The sequence below is a fragment of the Streptomyces sp. NPDC048257 genome (assembly GCF_043201855.1).
In the GTDB taxonomy this organism is placed as follows: Bacteria; Actinomycetota; Actinomycetes; order Streptomycetales; family Streptomycetaceae; genus Streptomyces.
Genome location: NZ_JBICZI010000018.1, coordinates 80,453 through 103,524, shown reverse-complemented (window position 1 = coordinate 103,524; position 23,072 = coordinate 80,453). Strand labels below are relative to the sequence as shown.

The 23,072-nt window shown below is 71.2% G+C and carries 18 protein-coding genes; 16 read left to right on the top strand and 2 right to left on the bottom strand.

Annotation, left to right across the window (positions count from 1 at the left end):
* Nucleotides 1-15 precede the first annotated feature (15 nt).
* On the bottom strand, nt 16-567 hold the full coding sequence (locus tag ACGFZK_RS27625; protein ID WP_393851554.1) for a beta-class carbonic anhydrase: 552 nt from the start codon (nt 565-567) through the stop codon (nt 16-18).
* 425 nt (nt 568-992) lie between these two features.
* Between ACGFZK_RS27625 and rsmH the strand changes: the two genes are divergently transcribed.
* The 16 genes from rsmH (at nt 993) to ACGFZK_RS27545 (ending at nt 19,271) form a co-directional block, all read left to right on the top strand.
* Nucleotides 993-1,922 (top strand): 16S rRNA (cytosine(1402)-N(4))-methyltransferase RsmH, encoded by a 930-nt coding sequence (gene rsmH / locus ACGFZK_RS27620; RefSeq protein WP_393851553.1) that lies wholly within the window; start codon nt 993-995, stop codon nt 1,920-1,922.
* Nucleotides 1,919-2,482 (top strand): hypothetical protein, encoded by a 564-nt coding sequence (locus ACGFZK_RS27615; RefSeq protein WP_393851552.1) that lies wholly within the window; start codon nt 1,919-1,921, stop codon nt 2,480-2,482. Before rsmH ends, ACGFZK_RS27615 begins: the two co-directional genes overlap by 4 nt.
* Before the next feature lie 141 nt (nt 2,483-2,623).
* Nucleotides 2,624-4,633, top strand: a complete 2,010-nt coding sequence (locus tag ACGFZK_RS27610) for a peptidoglycan D,D-transpeptidase FtsI family protein (protein ID WP_393851551.1) — start codon at nt 2,624-2,626, stop codon at nt 4,631-4,633.
* Between the two features lie 44 nt (nt 4,634-4,677).
* On the top strand, nt 4,678-6,384 hold the full coding sequence (locus tag ACGFZK_RS27605) for a UDP-N-acetylmuramoyl-L-alanyl-D-glutamate--2,6-diaminopimelate ligase (protein WP_393851550.1): 1,707 nt from the start codon (nt 4,678-4,680) through the stop codon (nt 6,382-6,384).
* Nucleotides 6,381-7,811, top strand: coding sequence for a UDP-N-acetylmuramoyl-tripeptide--D-alanyl-D-alanine ligase (gene murF / locus ACGFZK_RS27600; RefSeq protein WP_393851549.1), 1,431 nt, complete (start codon nt 6,381-6,383; stop codon nt 7,809-7,811). Before ACGFZK_RS27605 ends, murF begins: the two co-directional genes overlap by 4 nt.
* The gene (gene mraY, locus ACGFZK_RS27595) at nt 7,808-8,878 is read left to right on the top strand and encodes a phospho-N-acetylmuramoyl-pentapeptide-transferase (RefSeq protein WP_393851548.1); all 1,071 of its coding nucleotides are present in this window, start codon (nt 7,808-7,810) and stop codon (nt 8,876-8,878) included. Before murF ends, mraY begins: the two co-directional genes overlap by 4 nt.
* A complete protein-coding gene (murD, locus tag ACGFZK_RS27590; RefSeq protein ID WP_393851547.1) occupies nt 8,860-10,455 on the top strand; it encodes a UDP-N-acetylmuramoyl-L-alanine--D-glutamate ligase in 1,596 nt (531 codons plus the stop codon). The genes mraY and murD overlap by 19 nt, the downstream gene beginning before the upstream one ends.
* A 70-nt stretch (nt 10,456-10,525) precedes the next feature.
* Entirely contained in the window at nt 10,526-11,887 is a 1,362-nt protein-coding gene (gene ftsW, locus ACGFZK_RS27585; protein ID WP_393851546.1) for a putative lipid II flippase FtsW, read from the top strand.
* 6 nt (nt 11,888-11,893) lie between these two features.
* Nucleotides 11,894-12,988, top strand: a complete 1,095-nt coding sequence (murG, locus tag ACGFZK_RS27580; protein ID WP_393851545.1) for an undecaprenyldiphospho-muramoylpentapeptide beta-N-acetylglucosaminyltransferase — start codon at nt 11,894-11,896, stop codon at nt 12,986-12,988.
* A gap of 31 nt (nt 12,989-13,019) precedes the next feature.
* Nucleotides 13,020-13,895 (top strand): cell division protein FtsQ/DivIB, encoded by an 876-nt coding sequence (locus ACGFZK_RS27575; RefSeq protein WP_393851544.1) that lies wholly within the window; start codon nt 13,020-13,022, stop codon nt 13,893-13,895.
* A gap of 279 nt (nt 13,896-14,174) precedes the next feature.
* A complete protein-coding gene (ftsZ, locus tag ACGFZK_RS27570) occupies nt 14,175-15,380 on the top strand; it encodes a cell division protein FtsZ (protein WP_393851543.1) in 1,206 nt (401 codons plus the stop codon).
* Nucleotides 15,381-15,397: 17 nt separating this feature from the next.
* The gene (gene pgeF, locus ACGFZK_RS27565; RefSeq protein ID WP_393851542.1) at nt 15,398-16,165 is read left to right on the top strand and encodes a peptidoglycan editing factor PgeF; all 768 of its coding nucleotides are present in this window, start codon (nt 15,398-15,400) and stop codon (nt 16,163-16,165) included.
* Nucleotides 16,152-16,871 carry a YggS family pyridoxal phosphate-dependent enzyme gene (locus ACGFZK_RS27560; protein ID WP_393851541.1) on the top strand — a complete coding sequence of 240 codons (720 nt, stop codon included), beginning with the start codon at nt 16,152-16,154 and terminating at the stop codon, nt 16,869-16,871. The genes pgeF and ACGFZK_RS27560 overlap by 14 nt, the downstream gene beginning before the upstream one ends.
* Nucleotides 16,872-17,020: 149 nt before the next feature.
* A complete protein-coding gene (locus ACGFZK_RS27555) occupies nt 17,021-17,632 on the top strand; it encodes a cell division protein SepF (protein ID WP_393851540.1) in 612 nt (203 codons plus the stop codon).
* A 60-nt stretch (nt 17,633-17,692) separates the two neighbouring features.
* Complete coding sequence (locus ACGFZK_RS27550; protein WP_030385571.1) at nt 17,693-17,989, top strand: YggT family protein; 297 nt, start codon at nt 17,693-17,695, stop codon at nt 17,987-17,989.
* Nucleotides 17,990-18,071: 82 nt separating this feature from the next.
* Nucleotides 18,072-19,271 carry a DivIVA domain-containing protein gene (locus ACGFZK_RS27545; RefSeq protein ID WP_393851539.1) on the top strand — a complete coding sequence of 400 codons (1,200 nt, stop codon included), beginning with the start codon at nt 18,072-18,074 and terminating at the stop codon, nt 19,269-19,271.
* Between the two features lie 351 nt (nt 19,272-19,622).
* Here ACGFZK_RS27545 and ileS read toward each other — a convergent pair whose 3' ends face one another.
* A complete protein-coding gene (ileS, locus tag ACGFZK_RS27540) occupies nt 19,623-22,781 on the bottom strand; it encodes an isoleucine--tRNA ligase (protein WP_393851538.1) in 3,159 nt (1,052 codons plus the stop codon).
* Between the last annotated feature and the right edge of the window lie 291 nt (nt 22,782-23,072).

Genomic DNA, 23,072 nt, shown 5'->3' with positions numbered 1-23,072 from the left:
AGGGCCTTGTGTCACTCAAGAGCTGGGATCGATCTCCCGCAGGAGCCCGGTGTGCACATCGAAGACGAAGCCTCGCACATCGTCCTTGTGGGGCAGGAACGGGTTCGTGCGGACCCGCTGCATGGACTGGCGGACGTCCTGGTCCACGTCCCGGAAGGCCTCGACGGCCCAGGCGGGACGCTGGCCGACCTCGTCCTCCAGCTCGTGCCGGAAGTCCTCGGTCAGGTTTTCGAGACCACAGCCGGTGTGGTGGATGAGTATCACCGTGCGGGTGCCGAGGGCCCGCTGGCTGATGGTGAGGGAGCGGATGGTGTCGTCGGTCACCACGCCGCCCGCGTTGCGGATCGTGTGACAGTCGCCGAGTTCCAGGCCGAGGGCCTTGTGCAGGTCGAGGCGGGCGTCCATGCAGGCCACGACGGCCACCTGGAGGACGGGGCGGGCGTCCATGCCGGGATCGGAGAACTGTGCCGCGTATCGCTGATTCGCCTCGACCAGTCGGTCGGTGACGGATCCGCGGACGGATGCCGCGGACGCGGACTCGGCAGGCAGGGATGCGGAAGTCGTCATGGGTACGACGTTAATGGTCACCGCTGCTTAAGGCCTCGTGTGAGAGCGGACAAAGAACGTCAACGAGGCTTGTTGTGAGCTAACCCACAGGGGTGGGGGTGAGGCGGCCGTCCGGGTGATTCGCGGCTTTTGCCGGTTCGGTCCGAGAGTCGCGCACGGCGCGCGAGGCGGTTCGTTGACCGCGGGGACCGTTGCACTAAAGTGACGCGAACCGGCCGGAGCCCGGCCCTGACCGGCCGCCCGGCCCCGATGAACACTCCGCGTGCGCGGCGCGTACGTACGGCCCGGCCCTCTCCCGCTCACCGGCCGGCCGGCGCCACCTTCCCCGGCGCCGGTCGCGGATGCGGGGACCAGGCGGTGCGTAGGCCTGCCGCGCCGTTATCTGAGAGGGCGCTTTGACTAGCGAGTCCCGACATGTCCCGGTGATGCTCCAGCGGTGCCTGGACCTGTTGGCCCCGGCGCTGGAGAGGCCCGGGGCCGTCGTCGTCGACTGCACCCTCGGCCTCGGCGGCCACAGCGAGGCCCTGCTGACCCGGTTCCCCGAGGCCCACCTGATCGGCCTCGACCGCGACAAGGAGGCCCTGCGGCTCTCCGGCGAGCGGCTCGCGCCCTTCGGCGACCGGGCCACGCTCGTCCACGCGATCTACGCCGACCTCGCCGAGGTCCTGGACGGGCTGGGCATCCCGGCCGTCCAGGGCATCCTCTTCGACCTGGGCGTCTCCTCCATGCAGCTGGACGAGGCCGACCGCGGGTTCGCGTACGCCCAGGACGCTCCGCTGGACATGCGCATGGACCAGACGACGGGCATCAGCGCCGCCGAGGTCCTCAACAGCTACGCGCCGGGCGAGCTCGTCCGGATCCTGCGCCAGTACGGCGAGGAGAAGCAGGCCAAGCGGATCGTGTCCGCGGTCGTCCGGGAGCGCGAGAAGGAGCCCTTCACCAACAGCGCCCGGCTGGTCGAACTGATCCGGGACTCCCTGCCGCAGGCCGCCAAGCGGACCGGCGGCAACCCGGCGAAGCGGACCTTCCAGGCGCTGCGGATCGAGGTCAACGGGGAGCTCTCGGGCCTGGAGCGGGCCATTCCGGCGGCGGTGGACCGGATCGCGGTCGGTGGCCGGATCGCGGTGCTCTCGTACCACTCGCTGGAGGACCGCCTGGTCAAGCAGGTCTTCGCGGCCGGCGCGACCTCCACGGCCCCGCCCGGCCTGCCGGTGGTCCCGGAGAAGTACCAGCCCAAGCTGAAACTGCTCACGCGCGGCGCCGAACTGCCCACCGAGGAGGAGATCGCCGAGAACCGGCGGGCCGCCCCGGCGAGATTCCGCGGGGTCGAACGCATCCGGGAGGCGCGGCTGTGACCAAGGCCGGGAAGGTGGCCACGCTGACCCGCGGGCAGGCGGCCCGCCTCGGCCGGGCGCTCGGCGCCCGCCCGGCCCGGCCGCGCCCCGGCGGGCAGGCGGCCCGGATGCCGTTCGTCCTGCTGGTCGTGGCCCTGCTCGGCGGCGGCCTGATCAGCCTGCTGCTGCTGAACTCGGCACTGAACGAAGGCTCCTTCCAGCTGACCAAGCTGAAGAAGGAGACCACCGCCCTCACCGACGAGGAACAGGCGCTGCAGCGCGACGTGGACGCCCACTCGGCCCCCGACGCGCTCCAGCGCCGGGCGCACGAGCTGGGCCTGGTCCCCGGCGGCAGCCCGGTCTTCATCGGCCCGGACGGCAAGATCGCAGGCAGCGCCGCACCGGCCGAGGCCCCGCCGTCGCCGACCCCGCCCCCGAGCGCCCCGGCCGCACCCCCGGCCGGATCCTCGGGCGCACCGGCGGCGTCCGCCCCCGCGTCGGTCCCGGCCCAGCCGGCGGCCTCCGCCGCGCCGCCGGCGGCCAGTGGTTCCCCGCAGCCCAACCAGACCCCCGGAAGGTGACGCCGTGATCCACCGTTCCCATCCAGCCCCTCCGGCGTTTGAGGAGCGGGGTCCGTGGTGGAGCCCCGGGCTTTCGGCCTCGGCGGCGTTCGAGGCGCGGGGTCCGGTGCGGAGCCCCGCCGCCGCCCCGGCGGTGGCCGCGTGAGCCCGCAGGAGCCGCCCCGGCGACGGGTGCCCGGACCGGCCCGACCGTCCCGGCCAGGCGACCGGGCCCGGGCAGGGGCCCGCCCGGCCTCGCGCCCGGCGACCCGGCGCCCGGCGGGGCCCCGGACCCCGCACACGATCCGGCTCGGCAGCCCGCGGCCCCGGCTGCGCCTGGTCAGCGTCGGCCTGACCCTCGTCATGCTGGCCTTCGTGGTCCGGCTGCTCCAGGTCCAGGCCGTCGACGCCTCCGCGTTCTCCGCCGAGGCCTCCAAGAACCGCTACACCAGCGTCAAGCTGGCCGCCGAGCGCGGTGAGATCACCGACCGCAAGGGCGTGGCCCTGGCCACCAGCGTGGACGCGTACGACATCACCGCCGACCCGAAGATGTTCACCCCGCAGGACAGCAAGGCCCCGGACGCCCCCCAGCAGGCCGCCGCCCTCCTCGCGCCCATCCTCGGCAAGGACGCCGCAGAGCTCACCAAGCGGCTGAGCACCAAGAACTCCCGGTACGTCGTCCTCGCCCAGCGACAGACCCCCCAGGTCTGGAACCAGATCAAGGACCTGAAGCGGGTCTTCGCGGAGAAGGCGGCGGCCGACAAGCGCAGCAACGGCCCCGGCGCCAACGTCCTCGCCGGCGTGTTCAAGGAGGACAGCAGCAAGCGCGTGTACCCGAACGGCGACCTCGCCGCCGGGATACTGGGTTACGTCAACGCCGACGGCAAGGGCGGGGGCGGCCTCGAGTCCTCCCTGGACAAGAAGCTGTCCGGCAAGGACGGCGAGATCACCTACGCCCAGTCCGGCGGCCGCCAGGTGCCCACCATCCGCTCCGACGGGAAGCCCGCCGTCCCCGGCGACGACATCGAGCTGACCATCGACCGGGACATCCAGTGGGCGGCGCAGAGCGCCATCGCCGAGCAGGTCCAGAAGTCCGAGGCCGACCGCGGCTACGTCATCGTCCAGGACACCACCACCGGCGAGGTACTCGCCATGGCCAACGCCCCCGGCTTCGACCCCAACGACCTGACCGGCGCCCGCTCCGCGGCCATGGGCAACGCCGCGCTCCAGGACGTGTACGAGCCCGGCTCCACCGCCAAGGTGATGTCGATGGCCGCCGTACTCGAGGAGAAGAAGGCCACCCCGGAGACCCGGGTAGAGGTCCCCAACCGGCTGCACCGCGGCGACCGGCTCTTCAAGGACGACATCGACCACCCGACCTGGCACCTGACCCTCAACGGGGTCCTCGCCAAGTCCTCCAACATCGGCACCATCCTGGCCACCGGCCAGCTCGGGCCCACCCAGCCCGAGGCCAACAAGGTCCTGCACTCCTACCTGACCAAATTCGGCATCGGCCGGCCCACCGGCCTGAACTACCCCGGCGAGTCCCGCGGCATCCTCGCCAAGCCCGAGGACTGGTCCACTTCCCAGCAGTACACGATCCCCTTCGGTCAGGGACTCTCCCTCAACGCCATGCAGGCGGCCTCCGTGTACTCGACCATCGCCAACGGCGGGGTCCGCATCGAGCCGACCCTGGTGCGCCGGATCAAGGGCCCCGACGGCCGCTTCACCCCGGCTCCGGCCCCCGAGCAGAACCGCGTGGTCAGCGCGGAGACCGCCAAGACCCTCGCCGCGATGCTCGAATCCGTGGTCGACGACCAGGAGGGCACCGGCACCAAGGCCCGCATCCCCGGCTACCGGGTCGGCGGCAAGACCGGCACCTCCAACCGGGTGGATCCGGCCACCGGCCGCTACAAGGGCTACACCGCCTCCTTCGCCGGATTCGCACCCGCGGACAACCCGCGCATCACCGTCTACTGCGCCATCCAGAACCCCACGAAGGGCAGCTACTTCGGCGGCCAGATCTGCGGCCCCATCTACAAGAAGGTCATGGAGTTCGCGCTCAAGACCCTCCAGGTGGCCCCGACGGGAACCGCACCCGCCGGGCTTCCCGTCACCTACGACGCCGCCCCGCAGCCCGCCCCGCAGCCCAGTCCGCAGCCCGGTCGGTGACCCACCGCCCGGCCGGCCCGCCAGAAAAGCGTGAGGCACCATCAGTGACAACGATCACCCCGAAACCCGGGAACCGGACGACCGCCGAAGCCGAGGCCGGGGCCTCACTTCGCGAGCGGCCCGCCGCGCCCGGTACGCTCACCGCCGTGCCCCACGCTGATCAGCCCAGAACCACCCAGAAAGCCCCGGCAACGCCGCCGGGAGCGCCCCGGCCCGCGTCCGCCAGCCCGAGCCCGCTGGGCGAGCTGGCCACCCTGCTGGGCATCCCGGCGCCCGGCGCGGCGCAGATCACCGGCATCACGCACGACTCCCGTGCGGTCCGCCCCGGTGACCTGTACGCGGCCCTGCCGGGAGCCAGGACCCACGGCGCCGACTTCGCCGCCCAGGCGGCCGGCCTCGGTGCCGTCGCCGTGCTGACCGACCCCGCGGGGTCGGAGCGCGCCGCGGCGACCGGCCTGCCGGTCCTGACCGTCGACGACCCGCGCGGCCGGATGGGAGAGCTCGCCGCCGCGATCTACGGGCACCCGGGCGAGGACCTGCTCCAGATCGGCATCACCGGCACCTCCGGCAAGACCACCACGGCGTACCTCGTCGAGGGCGGCCTGCGCGCGGCGGGCCGCAGCACCGGACTGGTCGGCACCGTCGAGATGCGCATCGGCGACGAGCGCATCAAGTCCGAGCGGACCACCCCCGAGGCCACCGACCTCCAGGCCCTCTTCGCGGTCATGCGCGAACGCGGGGTCGAGGCCGTGGCCATGGAGGTCTCCAGCCACGCACTGGTGCTCGGCCGGGTCGACGGCTGCGTCTTCGACGTCGCCGTCTTCAACAACCTGAGCCCGGAACACATGGAGTTCCACTCCGACATGGAGGACTACTTCCAGGCCAAGGCGGGGCTCTTCACGCCCCGCCGGGCCCGCCTGGGCGTGGTCAACCTCGACGACGAGTACGGCCGCCGGCTGGCCAAGGAGGCGACGGTCCCGGTCGTCGGCTTCTCCGCCGCGGGCGACCCGGCCGCCGACTGGCGCGCCGAGGACGTGGTCTTCGGCCCGGCGAGCTCCACCCTGACCCTGGTGGGCCCCGAGGGACAGCGCGTACGGGCCACCGCGCCGCTGCCCGGCCCGTTCAACGTCGCCAACACCGTCGCCGCGATCGTCACGCTCGCCGCCGCCGGCCTCGACCCGCAGACCGCCGCCGACGGCGTCGCCGCGGTCCCCGGGGTCCCCGGCCGGCTGGAGCGGGTGGACGCGGGACAGCCGTACCTCGCCGTCGTCGACTACGCGCACAAGACCGACGCGGTGGAATCGGTGCTGCGCGCGCTGCGCGAGGTCACCGAGGGCAGGCTGCACGTCGTCCTCGGCTGCGGCGGCGACCGCGACACCACCAAGCGCGGCCCGATGGGCGCCGCGGCCGCCCGGTTCGCCGACGTGGCCGTCCTGACCTCCGACAACCCGCGCTCCGAGGACCCGCTCGCGATCCTCGCCGCGATGTTCGAGGGCGCCGTGTCCGTACCGCCCGCCGAGCGGGGCACCGTGCTGGTCGACGCCGACCGGGCCGCGGCCATCGCGGCCGCCGTCGCGCGCGCCCGGCCCGGTGACACCGTGCTGGTGGCCGGCAAGGGCCACGAGCAGGGCCAGGACACCGCCGGTGTCGTACGCCCCTTCGACGACCGCACGGTGCTCCGTGCCGCGATCGAGCAGCAAGCCGTGCTCGATCAAACGACTCAGGGCCGACAGGCCGAGGTGAACCAGTGATCGCCCTTTCCCTCGCCGAGATCGCCGACATCACCGGCGGGCGGCCCCACGACATACCGGATCCGTCCGTCCAGGTCACCGGTCCCGTGGTCTACGACTCCCGTGAGGTCCGGCCGGGCAGCCTGTTCGCCGCCTTCGTCGGCGAGCGGGTCGACGGCCACGACTACGCCGAACGCGCGGTGTCCGCAGGCGCCGTGGGCGTCCTCGCGACCCGGCCCGTCGGCGTACCGGCCATCGTCGTCCCCGACGTGGTGGCCGCCCTCGGAGCGCTCGCCCGAGCCGTGGTCGCCCGCCTGGGCACCGACGTCGTGGCCCTCACCGGGTCCGCCGGAAAGACCTCCACGAAGGACCTCATCGCGCAGGTGCTCCAGCACCACGCGCCGACCGTGTGGACCCCCGGGAACCTCAACAACGAGATCGGCCTGCCGATCACGACGCTGCGCGTCACCGAGGACACGCAGCACCTGGTCCTGGAAATGGGCGCCCGCGGCATCGGCCACATCCGCTACCTCACCGGACTGACGCCCCCGCGGATCGGACTGGTCCTCAACGTCGGCACCGCCCACATCGGCGAGTTCGGCGGCCGGGAGCAGATCGCGCAGGCCAAGGGGGAGCTGGTCGAGGCCCTGCCGGCCGAGGCGGAGGGCGGCGTCGCCGTCCTCAACGCCGATGACCTGCTGGTTCGTGGGATGGCCGCGCGCACGAAGGCCCGTACGGTCCTGTTCGGCGAGGCCGAGGACGCCGAAATCCGGGCCACCGAAGTCCGCATGACGGACAGGGGGCAGCCTTCCTTCACACTGCACACACCGACCGGGTGCAGTGACGTGACCTTGCGGCTGTACGGTGAGCACCACGTGTCGAACGCGCTCGCCGCGGCCGCCGTCGCCCATGTCCTGGGCATGTCCGCACAGGAGATCGCCACGGCGCTCTCCGGGGCGGGCACGCTGTCCCGGTGGCGGATGGAGGTCACCGAACGGGCGGACGGTGTGACGATCGTCAACGACGCCTACAACGCGAACCCCGAGTCCATGCGGGCCGCACTGCGCGCGCTCGCCGCGATGGGCGGTGCCGACAGGGCGAACGGGGGACGCACGTGGGCGGTGCTCGGCCCGATGGCCGAGCTCGGAGACGACGCGCTCGCCGAGCACGACGCGGTCGGACGACTTGTCGTCCGGCTCAACGTGAGCAAGCTCGTCGCAGTCGGGGGCAGGGAAGCCTCCTGGCTGCAACTGGGCGCATATAACGAGGGTTCGTGGGGTGAGGAGTCGGTGCTCGTGTCCGACGCACAGGCGGCGGTCGACCTGTTGCGCAGTGAACTGCGCCCGGGTGACGTCGTGCTGGTGAAGGCTTCCAGGTCGGCCGGTCTGGAGCGGGTGGCCCAAGCGCTGCTCGACAGCACTGTCGAGGGCGAGGTCGCCGACCGATGAGGCAGATCCTGTTCGCCGGCGTCATCGGCCTGTTCCTGACGCTCATCGGTACTCCGCTGCTGATCAAGCTTCTGGCCCGCAAGGGCTACGGCCAGTTCATCCGCGACGACGGCCCCCGCGGCCACGCCGGGAAGAAGGGCACGCCCACCATGGGCGGTATCTCCTTCATCCTGGCGACGCTCATCGCGTACGCCCTGACGAAGATCCTCACCGGCAGCGAACCGAGCTTCTCGGGCCTGCTCGTGCTGTTCCTGATGGCCGGTATGGGCCTCGTCGGGTACCTGGACGACTACATCAAGATCGTCAAACGGCGTTCGCTGGGCCTGCGGGCCAAGGCGAAGATGTCCGGCCAGCTGATCGTCGGTATCGCCTTCGCGGTGCTGGCCCTCCAGTTCAAGGACTCCCGCGGCCTGACCCCGGCCTCCACCAAGCTGTCGTTCGTCACGGACTTCGGCTGGTCGATCGGCCCGGTGCTGTTCGTGGTCTGGGCGCTGTTCATGATCCTGGCGATGTCCAACGGCGTGAACCTCACCGACGGTCTGGACGGTCTCGCGACCGGCGCCGCCGTGATGGTCTTCGGTGCCTACACCTTCATCGGTGTCTGGCAGTTCCAGGAGTCCTGCGCGATGGCGGCCGACCTCACCAACCCGAACGCCTGCTTCGAGGTGCGTGACCCGCTCGACCTCGCGGTCGTCGCCTCCGCCCTCATGGGCGCCTGCTTCGGCTTCCTGTGGTGGAACACCTCGCCCGCCAAGATCTTCATGGGTGACACCGGCTCGCTCGCCCTCGGCGGCGCGCTCGCGGGCCTCGCCATCTGCTCCCGCACGGAGTTCCTGATGGCGCTGCTCGGCGGCCTCTTCGTGCTCATCACGATGTCGGTCGTCATCCAGGTCGGTTCCTTCAAGATGACCGGCAAGCGGGTCTTCCGGATGGCGCCGCTGCAGCACCACTTCGAACTCAAGGGCTGGTCCGAGGTCCTCGTCGTGGTCCGCTTCTGGATCATCCAGGGCATGTGCGTGATCGTGGGTCTCGGTCTCTTCTACGCGGGATGGGCAGCCGACAAGTGAGCGCCACCGACCTGGCCGGACTGCTCGGCCCCGACGCCCTGGGCCGGTTCGGTCTGCCGGGCCGGATCACCGTGGCCGGGCTCGGTGTCAGCGGCATCAGCGCCGCCCGGGCTCTGGCCGGGCTCGGCGCGAGCGTGACCGTCGTCGACAACGGCGACGGCGACGCACACCGGGCCAAGGCCGCCGAGCTCGCGGAGCTCGGCATCGAGGTCCGCCTCGGCCACCTGTCCGACGGTGCCCGGGCCGGGGAGACCCTGCCCGAGGGCACCGAACTGGTCGTCACCTCGCCCGGCTGGCAGCCGGAGAGCCCGCTCTTCCTGGCCGCGGCCGGGGCGGGCGTCGACGTCGTCGGTGACGTCGAGGTCGCCTGGCGGCTGCGCGAGGCCGGCGCGGAACTCCGTGCCGCCCGCCGGGCCGCGGCGCCGGGCGCCGGCGAAGGGGCCGGCGAGGCCGCCGGCGGCGAGGGGGCCCCGGCCGGGCCCGCCGCATGGCTCGCGATCACCGGCACCAACGGCAAGACCACCACCACCCAGATGCTGGCGTCGATCCTGAAGGCCGCGGGTCTGCGCACCGCGGCCGTCGGCAACATCGGCACCCCGATCATCGACGTGGTGCTCGGCGAGCAGGAGTACGACGTGCTCGCCGTCGAACTCTCCAGCTACCAGCTGCACTGGGCGCCCTCGCTGCGCGTCCACTCGGCGGCCGTGCTCAACCTGGCCCCGGACCACCTCGACTGGCACGGCTCGATGGAGGCGTACGCCGCCGACAAGGGCCGCATCTACGAGGGCAACACGGTGGCCTGCGTCTACAACGTCGCCGACAAGGCCACCGAGGACCTCGTGGTCGACGCGGACGTCGAAGAGGGCTGCCGGGCGATCGGTTTCACCCTCGGCGCCCCCGGCCCCTCCATGCTCGGCGTCGTCGACGGCATCCTCGTCGACCGGGCCTTCGTGGAGAACCGGCACAAGAACGCCCAGGAGCTCGCCGAGGTCGCGGACGTCAACCCGCCGGCCCCGCACAACATCGCCAACGCGCTGGCCGCCGCGGCCCTGGCCCGTGCCTTCGGCGTGGAGCCGCGCGCGGTCCGCGACGGGCTGCGGAACTTCCGCCCGGACGCCCACCGCGTCGCGTACGTGGACGAGGTCGCCTCGGTCACCTACATCGACGACTCCAAGGCCACCAACACGCACGCGGCGGAAGCCTCGCTCGCGGCCTTCGAGCCGGTCGTCTGGATCGCGGGGGGCCTCGCCAAGGGCGCGACCTTCGACGAGCTCGTCACGAAGTCCGCGAAGCGGCTGCGCGGCGTCGTGCTGATGGGCGCCGACCGGGCGCTGATCGCCGAGGCGCTGGCGCGACACGCCCCCGAGGTCCCGGTCGTCGACCTCGACCGGACCGACACTGGGGCGATGCTCGCAGCGGTCCGGGAAGCCGCCGCGCTCGCCGAGCCCGGCGACACGGTCCTGCTGGCACCTGCCTGCGCCTCGATGGACATGTTCGCGAACTACAACAAGCGTGGGGACGCATTCGCCGACGCGGTGCGCGAACTGGCCGCCGAGAACGCAGCGGACACGGCCTAGGCCGGGGGCTCCGGGACAGGTTCCCTCCGGCCGGCTGCTCGCCTCGTACGAGTGGAGGGGAAGATCACAGATGCCGGCCAAGCAGATGCTGCCGGGGCGGCGGCCGTCCGCCGTGAAGGCACAGGGCCGCAAACGCCCTGCGGTGAGTTCGAAGCGGCCCGCCGGACGCGGCGCACTGGCCGGGTTGCGGCGCACGCAGCGGCAGTTGCAGAAGGCCTGGGACCGACCGCTCACTGCCTATTACCTGATTTTCGGCAGTTCGCTGCTCATCACCGTGCTCGGCCTCGTGATGGTCTACTCGGCCTCGATGATCAAGGCCCTCCAGCTCGGCCTCGGCGACGCGTACTTCTTCAAGAAGCAGTTCCTGGCCGCCCTCATCGGCGGCGTCCTGCTGCTGGTCGCCTCCCGGATGCCGGTCAAACTGCACCGCGCGCTCTCGTACCCCGTGCTCGCCGGCACGCTCTTCCTGATGGTCCTGGTCCAGATCCCGGGGATAGGCGTCGCGATCAACGGCAACCAGAATTGGATCTCCCTTGGCGGTCCGTTCATGCTGCAGCCCAGTGAGTTCGGCAAACTGGCACTGATCCTGTGGGGCGCCGACCTGCTGGCCCGCAAGGGCGACAAGGGGCTGCTGAGCCAGTGGAAGCACCTGCTGGTGCCGCTGGTCCCGGTGGCCTTCCTGCTGCTCGGGCTGATCATGCTGGGCGGGGACATGGGCACCGCGATGATCCTCGGCGCCATTCTGTTCGGCCTGCTCTGGCTGGCCGGGGCCCCGACCCGGATGTTCGTCGGGGTGCTCGCCTTCGCGGCTGCGATCGTCGCACTGCTCATCAGGACGAGCCCGCACCGGATGGACCGGCTTGAATGCCTCGGTGCGACAGAACCGGGCAAGAACGACCTTTGCTGGCAGGCCGTTCACGGGATCTACGCCCTCGCATCGGGCGGATGGTTCGGTTCCGGCCTGGGGGCAAGTGTGGAAAAATGGGGGCAACTACCCGAAGCCCACACCGACTTCATCTTCGCCATCACCGGGGAGGAACTGGGTCTCGCGGGGACGCTGTCGGTGCTCGCCCTGTTCGCGGCTCTAGGCTATGCGGGTATCCGCGTGGCCGGACGCACGGAGGATTCCTTCGTACGGTTTGCCGCGGGAGGCGTGACCACCTGGATCACGGCGCAGGCCGTGATCAACATCGGTGCGGTGCTCGGCCTGCTGCCGATCGCCGGAGTCCCGCTCCCGCTGTTCTCCTACGGAGGGTCAGCCCTGCTGCCGACCATGTTCGCGGTCGGACTGCTCATCGCCTTCGCGCGTGAGGAGCCGGCGGCGCGCGCGGCCCTCGCGATGCGGCAGCCGAAGACCGGCTGGTGGCGGACCGGGGTGAGATGGAAATCGATGAGACGGCGCGTCAAGAAGCGTCCGTCCGGAGAGCGGTGAATTTCGGTGCATGTCGTACTCGCCGGTGGGGGGACCGCCGGCCACATCGAGCCGGCGCTCGCCCTCGCGGACGCCCTGCGCAGGCAGGACCCTTCAGTGGGCATCACCGCCCTCGGCACGGAGCGCGGACTCGAGACCCGCCTGGTGCCGGAACGCGGGTACGAGCTGGGGCTCATCCCCGCCGTGCCACTGCCCCGCAAGCCCACCCCGGAACTGATCACCGTCCCGGGACGGCTGCGCGGCACCATCAAGGCCGCGGAGGAGATCCTGCTGCGCACCAAGGCCGACTGCGTCGTCGGCTTCGGCGGCTACGTGGCCCTGCCCGGCTACCTCGCGGCCAAGCGGCTCGGGGTGCCGATCATCGTCCACGAGGCCAACGCACGGCCCGGACTGGCCAACAAGATCGGCTCCCGGTACGCGCACGCCGTCGCGGTCTCCACCCCCGACAGCAAGCTGCGCGGCGCCCGCTACGTGGGCATCCCGCTGCGCCGCTCGATCTCGACCCTGGACCGGGCCGCCGTACGCCCCGAGGCACGCGCCGCGTTCGGCCTGGACCCCAATCTGCCGACGCTGCTCGTCTCCGGCGGCTCGCAGGGCGCCCGCCGCCTCAACGAGGTGATCCAGGCGGTCGCACCGACCCTCCAGCGCTCCGGGATCCAGATCCTGCACGCCGTCGGGCCGAAGAACGAACTGCCGCGTGTCGACAACATGCCCGGGATGCCGCCGTATGTGCCGGTACCGTACGTGGACCGGATGGATCTCGCGTACGCGGCCGCCGACATGATGCTGTGCCGCGCGGGCGCGATGACCGTCGCCGAACTCTCCGCCGTCGGGCTGCCCGCCGCCTACGTCCCGTTGCCGATCGGCAACGGTGAACAGCGGCTCAACGCCCAGCCGGTGGTCAAGGCCGGCGGCGGCCTGCTCGTGGACGACGCGGAGCTGACACCCGAGTGGGTGCTGAGCCAGGTCCTCCCGGTGCTGTCCGACCCGCACCGCCTGTACGAGATGTCCCGCGCCGCCGGTGAGTTCGGCCGGCGGGACGCCGACGAGCTCCTGGTCGGCATGGTGTACGAGGCGATCGCGGCCCACAGGTCCCGCTGAGGCGGGTAGCGCAGACGCAGGAGGCACAGGAGTGGCCGGAGGGACGACCGCACGGCGCGGGACACCGTTTTCTGATCGGCCCGGCCCGGCCGCCCGCAAGGGCGCCGGCCCTCCCAGGCCCCCGAAGGCCCCCAGGGGCCCGAAGGAGCCCAAGGCCCCCAAGGACCCGAAGGCCGCCAGGCCGGCGAAGGGCTCCGGCGCACGCCTGCGCCGGGGCCCCGTGCTGGCCTCCCTGGCCGCCGCGGTGCTCCTCGTCGCGGGCGGCACCTGGGTGCTCTACGGCTCCTCCTGGCTCCGCGTGGAGAAGGTCGCCGCCACCGGCATGGAGGTGCTCACCTCCGAGCAGGTCCTCGGCGCCGCGGCCGTTCCGGTCGGCGCGCCCCTGGTGAGCGTCGACACCGAGGAGATCGAGAGCCGCGTCCGCGGCCGGCTGCCGCGCATCGATTCGGTCGACGTGGTGCGGGCCTGGCCGCACGGCATCGGTCTGAAAGTGACGGAACGCAAACCCGTCCTGCTCATCAAAAAGGACGCCAGCTTCGTCGAAGTGGACGCATCGGGTGTGCGATTCGACACGGTTCCGAAAGCACCCGCGGGTGTTCCGGTCCTCGAATTGAACGCCGACCGATCGCCGAGCGCCCGCCGCTTCGACGAGGAACGGCTGCTGCACGAGGCCGTACTCGTCGCGGGCGCCCTCCCGGCGTCGATCGCCAGGGAAACCGTGCAGGTCAAGGTCGGTTCCTATGATTCGGTCGTCCTGGAGCTGACCCGGGGACGGTCCGTGACGTGGGGGAGCGGCGAGCAGAGCGACGCCAAGGGGCGCGCACTGAACGCTTTGTTGAAAGCGGCGCCCAAGGCGGCTCACTTCGACGTGAGCGTCCCCACCGCCCCTGCTGCGTCCGGGAGTTGACGTCCGGTCCAACAGCGGCGCACCCTGGTTGGCCAGCGATACGGGTGATCACATAGGGTGAAAAGAAAAACGGGAGGTTCGGCGTGTTCGTTGAACACGCGCTACTTGTCGACTTAGTGTCCTGTTCGGAAGAGTCCGAGGAACAGACACACCCCTAACCCTAAACTTCAGGGTGAGGGTTCGGGTCGGCGCGTTCGGACCGTCCCTATTTCGGCATCAGTCGTCGCAACGCAGGCCCGCGAGGCGGCGACACGTAACTCGAGGCGAGAGGCCTTCGACGTGGCAGCACCGCAGAACTACCTCGCAGTCATCAAGGTCATCGGTGTCGGCGGCGGTGGTGTCAATGCCATCAACCGAATGATCGAGGTCGGTCTCAAGGGCGTCGAGTTCATCGCCATCAACACGGACGCCCAGGCGCTGTTGATGAGCGACGCCGACGTCAAGCTCGACGTCGGCCGGGAACTCACCCGTGGCCTCGGCGCCGGCGCCAACCCGGCCGTCGGTCGCAAGGCGGCAGAGGACCACCGCGAGGAGATCGAGGAGGTCCTCAAGGGGGCCGACATGGTCTTCGTCACCGCAGGTGAGGGCGGCGGCACCGGCACCGGCGGCGCACCTGTCGTCGCCAACATCGCGCGCTCGCTGGGCGCCCTGACGATCGGTGTGGTCACCCGGCCGTTCACCTTCGAGGGCCGGCGCCGCGCGAACCAGGCGGAGGACGGCATCGCCGAGCTCCGTGAAGAGGTCGACACCCTCATCGTCATCCCCAACGACCGACTGCTGTCCATCTCGGACCGCCAGGTCAGCGTGCTCGACGCCTTCAAGTCGGCCGACCAGGTCCTGCTCTCGGGCGTCCAGGGCATCACCGACCTCATCACCACCCCCGGTCTGATCAACCTCGACTTCGCCGACGTCAAGTCCGTGATGTCCGAGGCCGGCTCGGCCCTGATGGGCATCGGCTCGGCCCGCGGCGACGACCGCGCGGTGGCCGCCGCCGAGATGGCGATCTCCTCGCCGCTCCTCGAGGCGTCCATCGACGGCGCCCGAGGCGTGCTGCTCTCCATCTCCGGTGGCTCGGACCTCGGTCTCTTCGAGATCAACGAGGCCGCGCAGCTGGTCAGCGAGGCCGCGCACCCCGAGGCGAACATCATCTTCGGCGCCGTCATCGACGACGCGCTCGGCGACGAGGTACGGGTCACCGTCATCGCGGCCGGGTTCGACGGCGGACAGCCCCCGGCCCGCCGGGACAACGTCATCGGCGCCGCGTCCACCAAGCGCGAGGAGCCGGCCCCGGCTCCGGTCCGCGCCGCCGAGCCGGCCCGCCCGGCCTTCGGCGGACTCGGCTCGGTCACCCCGCGCGAGGAGCCCCCGGCTCCGGTCGAGGCGGCCCCGGCCGAGGTCCAGCCCCCCGCGCCGCAGGTCCCCACGGCCCGGCCGTACCAGGACAGCCCGGCCGAGGAACTGGATGTCCCGGACTTCTTGAAGTGACACCGGAGCAGCATCACGTGGGCGGCGCCCACTTCGCCTTCACCGACCGGTGGGGCGGGGTGAGCGCCGTTCCGTACGAGGAGCTCAATCTCGGCGGCGCGGTCGGAGACGACCCGGCCGCCGTTCGCGCGAACCGGGAGCTCGCGGCGAAGTCCCTGGGGCTCGACCCGGACCTGGTGGTCTGGATGAACCAGGTGCACGGCCGGGACGTGGCGGTGGTGGACGGCCCCTGGGGTGGGGACGCGGAGATCCCCGCGGTGGACGCGGTGGTGACCGCCCGTCGGGGACTCGCCCTCGCGGTGCTCACCGCCGACTGCACCCCCGTCCTGCTGGCGGACCCCGTCGCCGGGGTCGTGGCGGCCGCCCACGCGGGGCGGCCGGGACTGGTCGCCGGGGTGGTGCCCGCCGCCGTCGAGGCGATGGTCGCCCTCGGGGCCGAACCCGGCCGGATCGTCGCCCGTACGGGACCCGCGGTCTGCGGACACTGCTACGAGGTGCCCGCCGAGATGCGGGAGGCGGTGGCCGAAGCGGTCCCCGCCGCCCGGGCCGAGACGAGCTGGGGGACACCGGCCGTCGACGTCGTCGCCGGGGTGCACGCCCAGCTGGTTCGGGCGGGGGTGGTGAACGGCGGCCGGTCCCCGGTCTGCACACTGGAGTCGCGGGACCACTTCTCGTACCGCCGCGACCGGGTGACCGGGCGTCTTGCCGGATATGTGTGGTTGACAGAGCTTTCCCGGGGGGAAACCCCCGGGCCCCCGGGGGAAAAGAAGAATGACGGATCGTAAGTCGGAGCTCGCCGAGAACCTGGCGCGGGTGGAGGAACGTATCTCGTCCGCCTGCGCGGCGGCGGGGCGCGGGCGGGACGAGGTGACGCTCATCGTGGTCACCAAGACCTACCCCGCGAGCGACGTACGACTGCTGGCGGACCTGGGTGTCCGTCATGTGGCGGAGAATCGTGACCAGGATGCCGCCCCCAAGGCTGCGGCCTGCGCGGATCTGCCGCTCACCTGGCACTTCGTCGGTCAGTTGCAGACGAACAAAGTCCGTTCCGTGGCCGGATACGCGCACGTCGTGCAGTCGGTCGACCGGCCGAAGCTCGTCACCGCCCTCTCGGCGGCCGCGGTGAACGCCGGCCGGGAGCTCGGGTGCCTCGTGCAGATCGCCCTCGACGCCGAATCGGGCGGGCGCGGAGCCCGGGGAGGGGCGGCGCCGGAGCAGCTCGCGGAGTTGGCGGACCTCGTCGCCGGGGCGCCCGGACTGCGCATGGACGGCCTGATGACGGTCGCTCCGCTATCCGGCCACTACGCGGGACGCGAACAGGCCGCTTTCGAGCGGTTGATGGAATTGTCATCCCGCATGCGCGTGGACCATCCGGCTGCCACGATGGTGTCGGCCGGGATGAGTGCAGACCTGGAACAGGCCGTGGCGGCCGGTGCGACACATGTACGCGTCGGCACTGCGGTACTCGGCGCGAGACCCCGGCTCGGGTAACGTCGCGAAGAAAGTCGGACCACAGCAGAAAATATGGTCATTCCCGCTGATGGGCGGGCAGACCACGTGGATCGCGGGCAGTTGGTGACATTCGTGACACGGCGGCACCTGCGACAGGGCGATCCACCACAGAGCGGAGGACTCGGAGAATGGCCGGCGCGATGCGCAAGATGGCGGTCTACCTCGGCCTCGTGGAGGACGACCGGTACGACAACCCGGGGTACGACCCCGACGACGAGTTCGAGCCCGAGCCCGAGATGGAGCGTGCTCGGGATCGCCGACAGCAGCCCGTGCACCAATCGCCCGTACCGGACGAACCGGTACGAGCCGTACAGCCTCCGGCGCAGCGTGAACCCATCCCAATTCCGGTGGAAAACGGACGTCCTGCGCGAATCGCCCCCGTGGCATCCATCACACCTGATCGCACGAACCTGGAGAAGAACGCCCCCGTGATCATGCCCAAGGTCGTCTCCGAGCGGGAGCCGTACCGCATCACGACGCTGCACCCCCGGACCTACAACGAGGCCCGTACCATCGGGGAACACTTCCGTGAGGGCACTCCGGTGATCATGAATCTCACGGAGATGGACGACACGGATGCGAAGCGTCTCGTGGACTTCGCCGCCGGTCTTGTCTTCGGTCTGCACGGCAGCATTGAACGCGTGACACAGAAGGTGTTCCTGCTGTCGCCTGCTAACGTCGATGTCACGGCGGAGGACAAGGCCCGCATCGCGGAGGGCGGGTTCTTCAACCAAAGCTAGACCGATCCGTCAGACACGGGGCCGGGAACAGAGCGAGGAACGGGGAGAGGGAAGCGCGGGATGGGCGTCGCACTGCAAGTGGTCTACATCGCGCTGATGTGCTTCCTCATCGTGCTGATCTTCCGACTGGTCATGGATTACGTGTTCCAGTTCGCACGTTCATGGACACCCGGCAAGGCGATGGTGGTCGTTCTGGAGGCCACCTACACTGTCACCGATCCACCGCTCAAGCTTCTTCGGCGGGCCATTCCGCCGTTGCGTCTCGGGGGCGTGGCACTCGACCTGTCCTTCTTCGTTCTGATGATCATCGTTTACATCCTCATCAGTTTCGTGAGCACCGCTGCGAGAAGCGTGTGAACGATGAGCTTCCCCGCACGCGTGGGGACAGTCCCGATACGGTCTTGCCGACTGCCGACGACTACGTAGAGGTGAAGAAGACATGCCGCTGACTCCCGAGGACGTGCGGAACAAGCAGTTCACGACCGTCCGCCTCCGAGAAGGCTATGACGAGGACGAGGTCGATGCCTTCCTCGACGAGGTCGAGTCCGAACTGACGCGCCTGCTGCGCGAGAACGAGGACCTGCGCGCCAAGCTGGCCGCCGCCACGCGTGCCGCCGCGCAGAACCAGCAGCAGCAGGGCATGCGCAAGCCGGAACCCCAGGACCAGCGAGGCCCCGGCGCCCCCGTGCCCGCGGCCATATCCGGCCCGCCGCAGCAGCAGCAGCAGATGGGCCCGCCGCAGCTCCCGGGCGGCCAGCCGCAGCTTCCGCCGGGCCCCGGCGGCCAGGGCCAGCAGGGCCCCGGCCCCATGGGCGGCCCGATGGGCGGCCCCATGCAGCAGCACCCCATGGGCGGACCGCAGGGCATGGGCCAGCAGCCCATGCAGCAGCAGTCGATGGGCGGCCAGAACCCGCTCGGCCAGCAGATGCAGCCCATGGGCCAGCAGATGCAGCCGATGGGGCAGCAGATGCAGCCCATGCAGCAGATGCACCAGCAGCAGCCGCAGCTTCCGCAGCAGGGCCCCGGTGGCGACAGCGCCGCCCGCGTCCTGTCGCTGGCGCAGCAGACCGCCGACCAGGCGATCGCGGAGGCCCGCTCCGAGGCCAACAAGATCGTCGGCGAGGCCCGGTCGCGCGCCGAGGGCCTGGAGCGGGACGCCCGCGCCAAGGCCGACGCGCTGGAGCGGGACGCTCAGGAGAAGCACCGCGTCGCGATGGGCTCCCTGGAGTCCGCCCGCGCCACGCTGGAGCGCAAGGTCGAGGACCTGCGGGGCTTCGAGCGTGAGTACCGTACGCGTCTGAAGTCCTACCTCGAGTCGCAGCTGCGTCAGCTGGAGACCCAGGCGGACGACTCCCTGGCCCCGCCGCGCAATCCGGCCGGTCCCGCGCTGCCGCCGTCGCCGTCGCCGTCGATGGCTCCGGCCGGTGCGATGGGCCACTCCATGGGCGGTCCCTCGATGGGTGGCCCGTCCCCCATGGGCGGTCCCTCCCCGATGGGTGCGCCGTCCTACGGCGGTAACCAGCAGCAGATGTCCCCGGCGATGACCCAGCCGATGGCTCCGGTGCGGCCGAATGCGCCGCAGCCGATGCAGGCGCCGTCGCCGATGCGGGGCTTTCTGATCGACGAGGACGACAACTAGGCGCCGCCGCCGTCTCTGCGGTCGGCAGCCGCTCTACGGGCCGGGCCCGGTTCCCCTTCGGGGGCACCGGGCCCGGCCCGTTCCCGTTCCCGGGCTCCGCCCGGGCCCCTGGGGCTCAGCCCCGGACCCCGCGCCTCAAACGCCGGCGGGGCTGGAGGGGTGGGGCTCAAGCCCGGGGGGGCTGGGAGAGCGGGGCTCCGCCCCGGACCCCGCGCCTCAAACGCCGGCGAGGCTGGAAGGGCGGGGCTCAAGCGTTGGCGGGGCTGGAAGCGGGGCTGATCTTCCGCGGGGTGGGGAAAGCAGAGCGGCCCGCACCCCCGGGTGCGGGGGTGCGGGCCGCTCGGGCCGGGGTTACGCCTTGCGGAGGCGGAAGGTCAGGGACAGGGGCTCGTCCGTGAACGGGGCGCCGTAGGAGGAGTCCGCCTCGCCCGGGGCGAAGTCCGTCGCCAGGACCTCGTCCGCGATCAGGGCCGCGTGGTCGGTCAGGGCCGTGACGACCTCCGGGTCCGTGGAGGACCAGCGGAGCGCGATGCGGTCCGCCACGTCGAGGCCGGAGTTCTTCCGGGCCTCCTGGATCAGGCGGATCGCGTCACGGGCCAGGCCCGCCAGGCGCAGCTCCGGGGTGATCTCCAGGTCCAGGGCCACCGTCGCGCCCGAGTCGGACGCCACCGACCAGCCCTCGCGCGGGGTCTCCGTGATGATGACCTCCTCCGGCGTGAGGGCCACCTCCTCGCCGTTCACCCCGACCGACGCGGTGCCGGACCGCAGGGCGAGGGAGAGCGCCGCCGCGTCGGCCGCCGCCACCGCCTTCGCCACGTCCTGCACGCCCTTGCCGAAGCGCTTGCCCAGCGCCCGGAAGTTCGCCTTCGCCGTCGTGTCCACCAGGGACCCGCCGACCTCCGACAGGGAGGCCAGGGAGGAGACGTTCAGCTCCTCCGTGATCTGCGAGTGCAGCTCGGGGGAGAGGGACTCGAAGCCCGAGACCGCGACCAGGGCCCGGGAGAGGGGCTGGCGGGTCTTGACGCCGGACTCGGCGCGCGTCGCCCGGCCCAGCTCCACCAGCCGGCGGACCAGCTGCATCTGCTGGGACAGGCCCGGGTCGATCGCCGCCGTGTCGGCCACCGGCCACGACGACAGGTGCACCGACTCCGGGGCGTCCGGGGTGACCGGGACGATCATGTCCTGCCAGACCCGCTCCGTGATGAAGGGGGTGAGCGGGGCCATCAGGCGGGTGACCGTCTCGACGACCTCGTGCAGGGTGCGCAGCGCGGCCTTGTCGCCCTGCCAGAAGCGGCGGCGCGAGCGGCGGACGTACCAGTTCGACAGGTCGTCCACGAACGCGGACAGCAGCTTGCCGGCGCGCTGGGTGTCGTACGACTCCATCGCCTCCGTGACCTCGGAGGTCAGGGTATGGAGCTCGGAGAGGAGCCAGCGGTCCAGGACCGTACGGTCGGCCGGGGCCGGGTCGGCCGCGGAGGGCGCCCAGTTCGACGTACGGGCGTACAGGGCCTGGAAGGCCACCGTGTTCCAGTACGTGAGGAGGGTCTTGCGGACGACCTCCTGGATCGTGCCGTGGCCCACGCGGCGGGCCGCCCACGGGGAGCCGCCGGCCGCCATGAACCAGCGCACCGCGTCCGCGCCGTGCTGGTCCATGAGCGGGATGGGCTGGAGGATGTTGCCCAGGTGCTTGGACATCTTGCGGCCGTCCTCGGCGAGGATGTGGCCCAGGCAGACCACGTTCTCGTAGGAGGACTTGTCGAAGACGAGGGTGCCGACCGCCATCAGCGTGTAGAACCAGCCGCGCGTCTGGTCGATGGCCTCCGAGATGAACTGCGCCGGGTAGCGCTTCTCGAAGATCTCCTTGTTCTTGTACGGGTAGCCCCACTGCGCGAACGGCATCGAGCCCGAGTCGTACCAGGCGTCGATGACCTCCGGCACGCGGACCGAGGTGAGGGTGCAGCCCTCCGCCGTGCAGGGGAAGGTGACCTCGTCGATGTACGGGCGGTGGGGGTCCAGGGCCGAGTGGTCCTCGCCCGAGAGCTCCGACAGCTCGGCGCGGGAGCCGACACAGGTGAGGTGGTTCTCCTCACAGCGCCAGATCGGCAGCGGGGTGCCCCAGTAGCGGTTGCGCGACAGCGCCCAGTCGATGTTGTTGTTCAGCCAGTCGCCGAAGCGGCCCTGCTTGACGGAGTCCGGGAACCAGTTGGTCTTCTCGTTCTCCCGCAGCATCGCGTCCTTGACGGCGGTGGTGCGGATGTACCAGGACGGCTGCGCGTAGTAGAGCAGGGCCGTGTGGCAGCGCCAGCAGTGCGGGTAGCTGTGCTCGTAGGCGATGTGCTTGAAGAGCAGGCCGCGCGCGTCCAGGTCGGCGGTCAGCTTCTCGTCGGCCTTCTTGAAGAAGACGCCGCCGACGAGCGGGACCTCCTCCTCGAAGGTGCCGTCGGGGCGGACCGGGTTCACGACGGGCAGGCCGTACGCGCGGCAGACCGCGAGGTCGTCGGCGCCGAAGGCGGGGGACTGGTGGACCAGACCGGTGCCGTCCTCGGTCGTGACGTACTCGGCGTTCACGACGTAGTGGGCCGGGGCCGGGAACTCGACCAGGCCGAAGGGGCGCTCGTAGGTCCAGCGCTCCATCTCCTTGCCGGTGAAGGTCTCGCCGGTGGCCTCCCAGCCCTCGCCCAGGGACTTCTCCAGCAGCGGCTGGGCGACGACCAGCTTCTCCGAATCCTCGGCGCCGGTGCGCGTGGCAACGACGTAGGTGACGTCGGGGTGCGCGGCGACGGCCGTGTTGGACACCAGGGTCCAGGGGGTCGTCGTCCAGACCAGCAGGGCCGCCTCGCCCGCGAGGGGGCCGGAGGTCAGCGGGAAGCGGACGTAGACCGAGGGGTCGACGACCGTCTCGTAGCCCTGCGCCAGCTCGTGGTCGGAGAGGCCGGTGCCGCAGCGGGGGCACCAGGGGGCGACGCGGTGGTCCTGGGTGAGCAGACCCTTGTTGAAGATCTCCTTCAGCGACCACCACACGGACTCCACGTACTCGGGGTCCATGGTCCGGTAGGCGTCGTCCAGGTCGACCCAGTAGCCCATCCGGGTCGTGAGCTCGGTGAACGCGTCGGTGTGGCGGGTCACGGACTCGCGGCACCTGGCGTTGAACTCGGCGATGCCGTACGCCTCGATGTCCTGCTTGCCGTTGAAGCCCAGCTCCTTCTCGACGGCGAGCTCGACGGGCAGGCCGTGGCAGTCCCAGCCGGCCTTGCGGGCCACGTGGTAGCCGCGCATGGTGCGGAAGCGGGGGAAGACGTCCTTGAAGACGCGGGCCTCGATGTGGTGCGCGCCGGGCATGCCGTTCGCGGTGGGCGGGCCCTCGTAGAAGACCCACTCGGGGCGGCCCTCGGACTGCTCCAGGGTCTTGGCGAAGGTCTTGCTCTCGCGCCAGAAGTCGAGGACGGCGTGCTCGAGGGCAGGCAGGTCGACCTGGGCGGGTACCGGGCGGTACTGCGGCGGTGTGGTCATGAGGCTGAACTCTTCCTCCGGCGGGGTGTCACTTCCGTCCGGAGGGACGAGAGCCGACTGCTGCTCCCGCGGTACCACCCTCCTTGGCCGCCGGACGGATCCGGTGGCCCCCTCATTGGGGTGCGAAGCCGGTTCTACTCGCCGTACGGGGATCCCGTGCGGCTTTCTTCCGGCGGCTCAGGGGTGATCCTTCACATCGCGCTCGCCCCCGGGCTCTCACCGTCCCCGGGTCGCTCCTGGCTGCGTACGACGCTACTCGTCCCCGTCCATGCCTTTCGCTGGGCCCAGTGT

Excerpts from the sequence above, each read along its gene's own strand:
- ACGFZK_RS27625 (WP_393851554.1), bottom strand. The coding sequence starts at position 567 with ATGACGACTTCCGCATCCCTGCCTGCCGAGTCCGCGTCCGCGGCATCC.
- rsmH (WP_393851553.1), top strand. The coding sequence starts at position 993 with ATGCTCCAGCGGTGCCTGGACCTGTTGGCCCCGGCGCTGGAGAGGCCC.
- mraY (WP_393851548.1), top strand. The coding sequence starts at position 7,808 with ATGAGGCAGATCCTGTTCGCCGGCGTCATCGGCCTGTTCCTGACGCTC.
- murD (WP_393851547.1), top strand. The coding sequence starts at position 8,860 with ATGGGCAGCCGACAAGTGAGCGCCACCGACCTGGCCGGACTGCTCGGC.
- ftsW (WP_393851546.1), top strand. The coding sequence starts at position 10,526 with ATGCCGGCCAAGCAGATGCTGCCGGGGCGGCGGCCGTCCGCCGTGAAG.
- ACGFZK_RS27560 (WP_393851541.1), top strand. The coding sequence starts at position 16,152 with ATGACGGATCGTAAGTCGGAGCTCGCCGAGAACCTGGCGCGGGTGGAG.
- ACGFZK_RS27555 (WP_393851540.1), top strand. The coding sequence starts at position 17,021 with ATGGCCGGCGCGATGCGCAAGATGGCGGTCTACCTCGGCCTCGTGGAG.
- ACGFZK_RS27550 (WP_030385571.1), top strand. The coding sequence starts at position 17,693 with ATGGGCGTCGCACTGCAAGTGGTCTACATCGCGCTGATGTGCTTCCTC.
- ACGFZK_RS27545 (WP_393851539.1), top strand. The coding sequence starts at position 18,072 with ATGCCGCTGACTCCCGAGGACGTGCGGAACAAGCAGTTCACGACCGTC.
- ileS (WP_393851538.1), bottom strand. The coding sequence starts at position 22,781 with ATGACCACACCGCCGCAGTACCGCCCGGTACCCGCCCAGGTCGACCTG.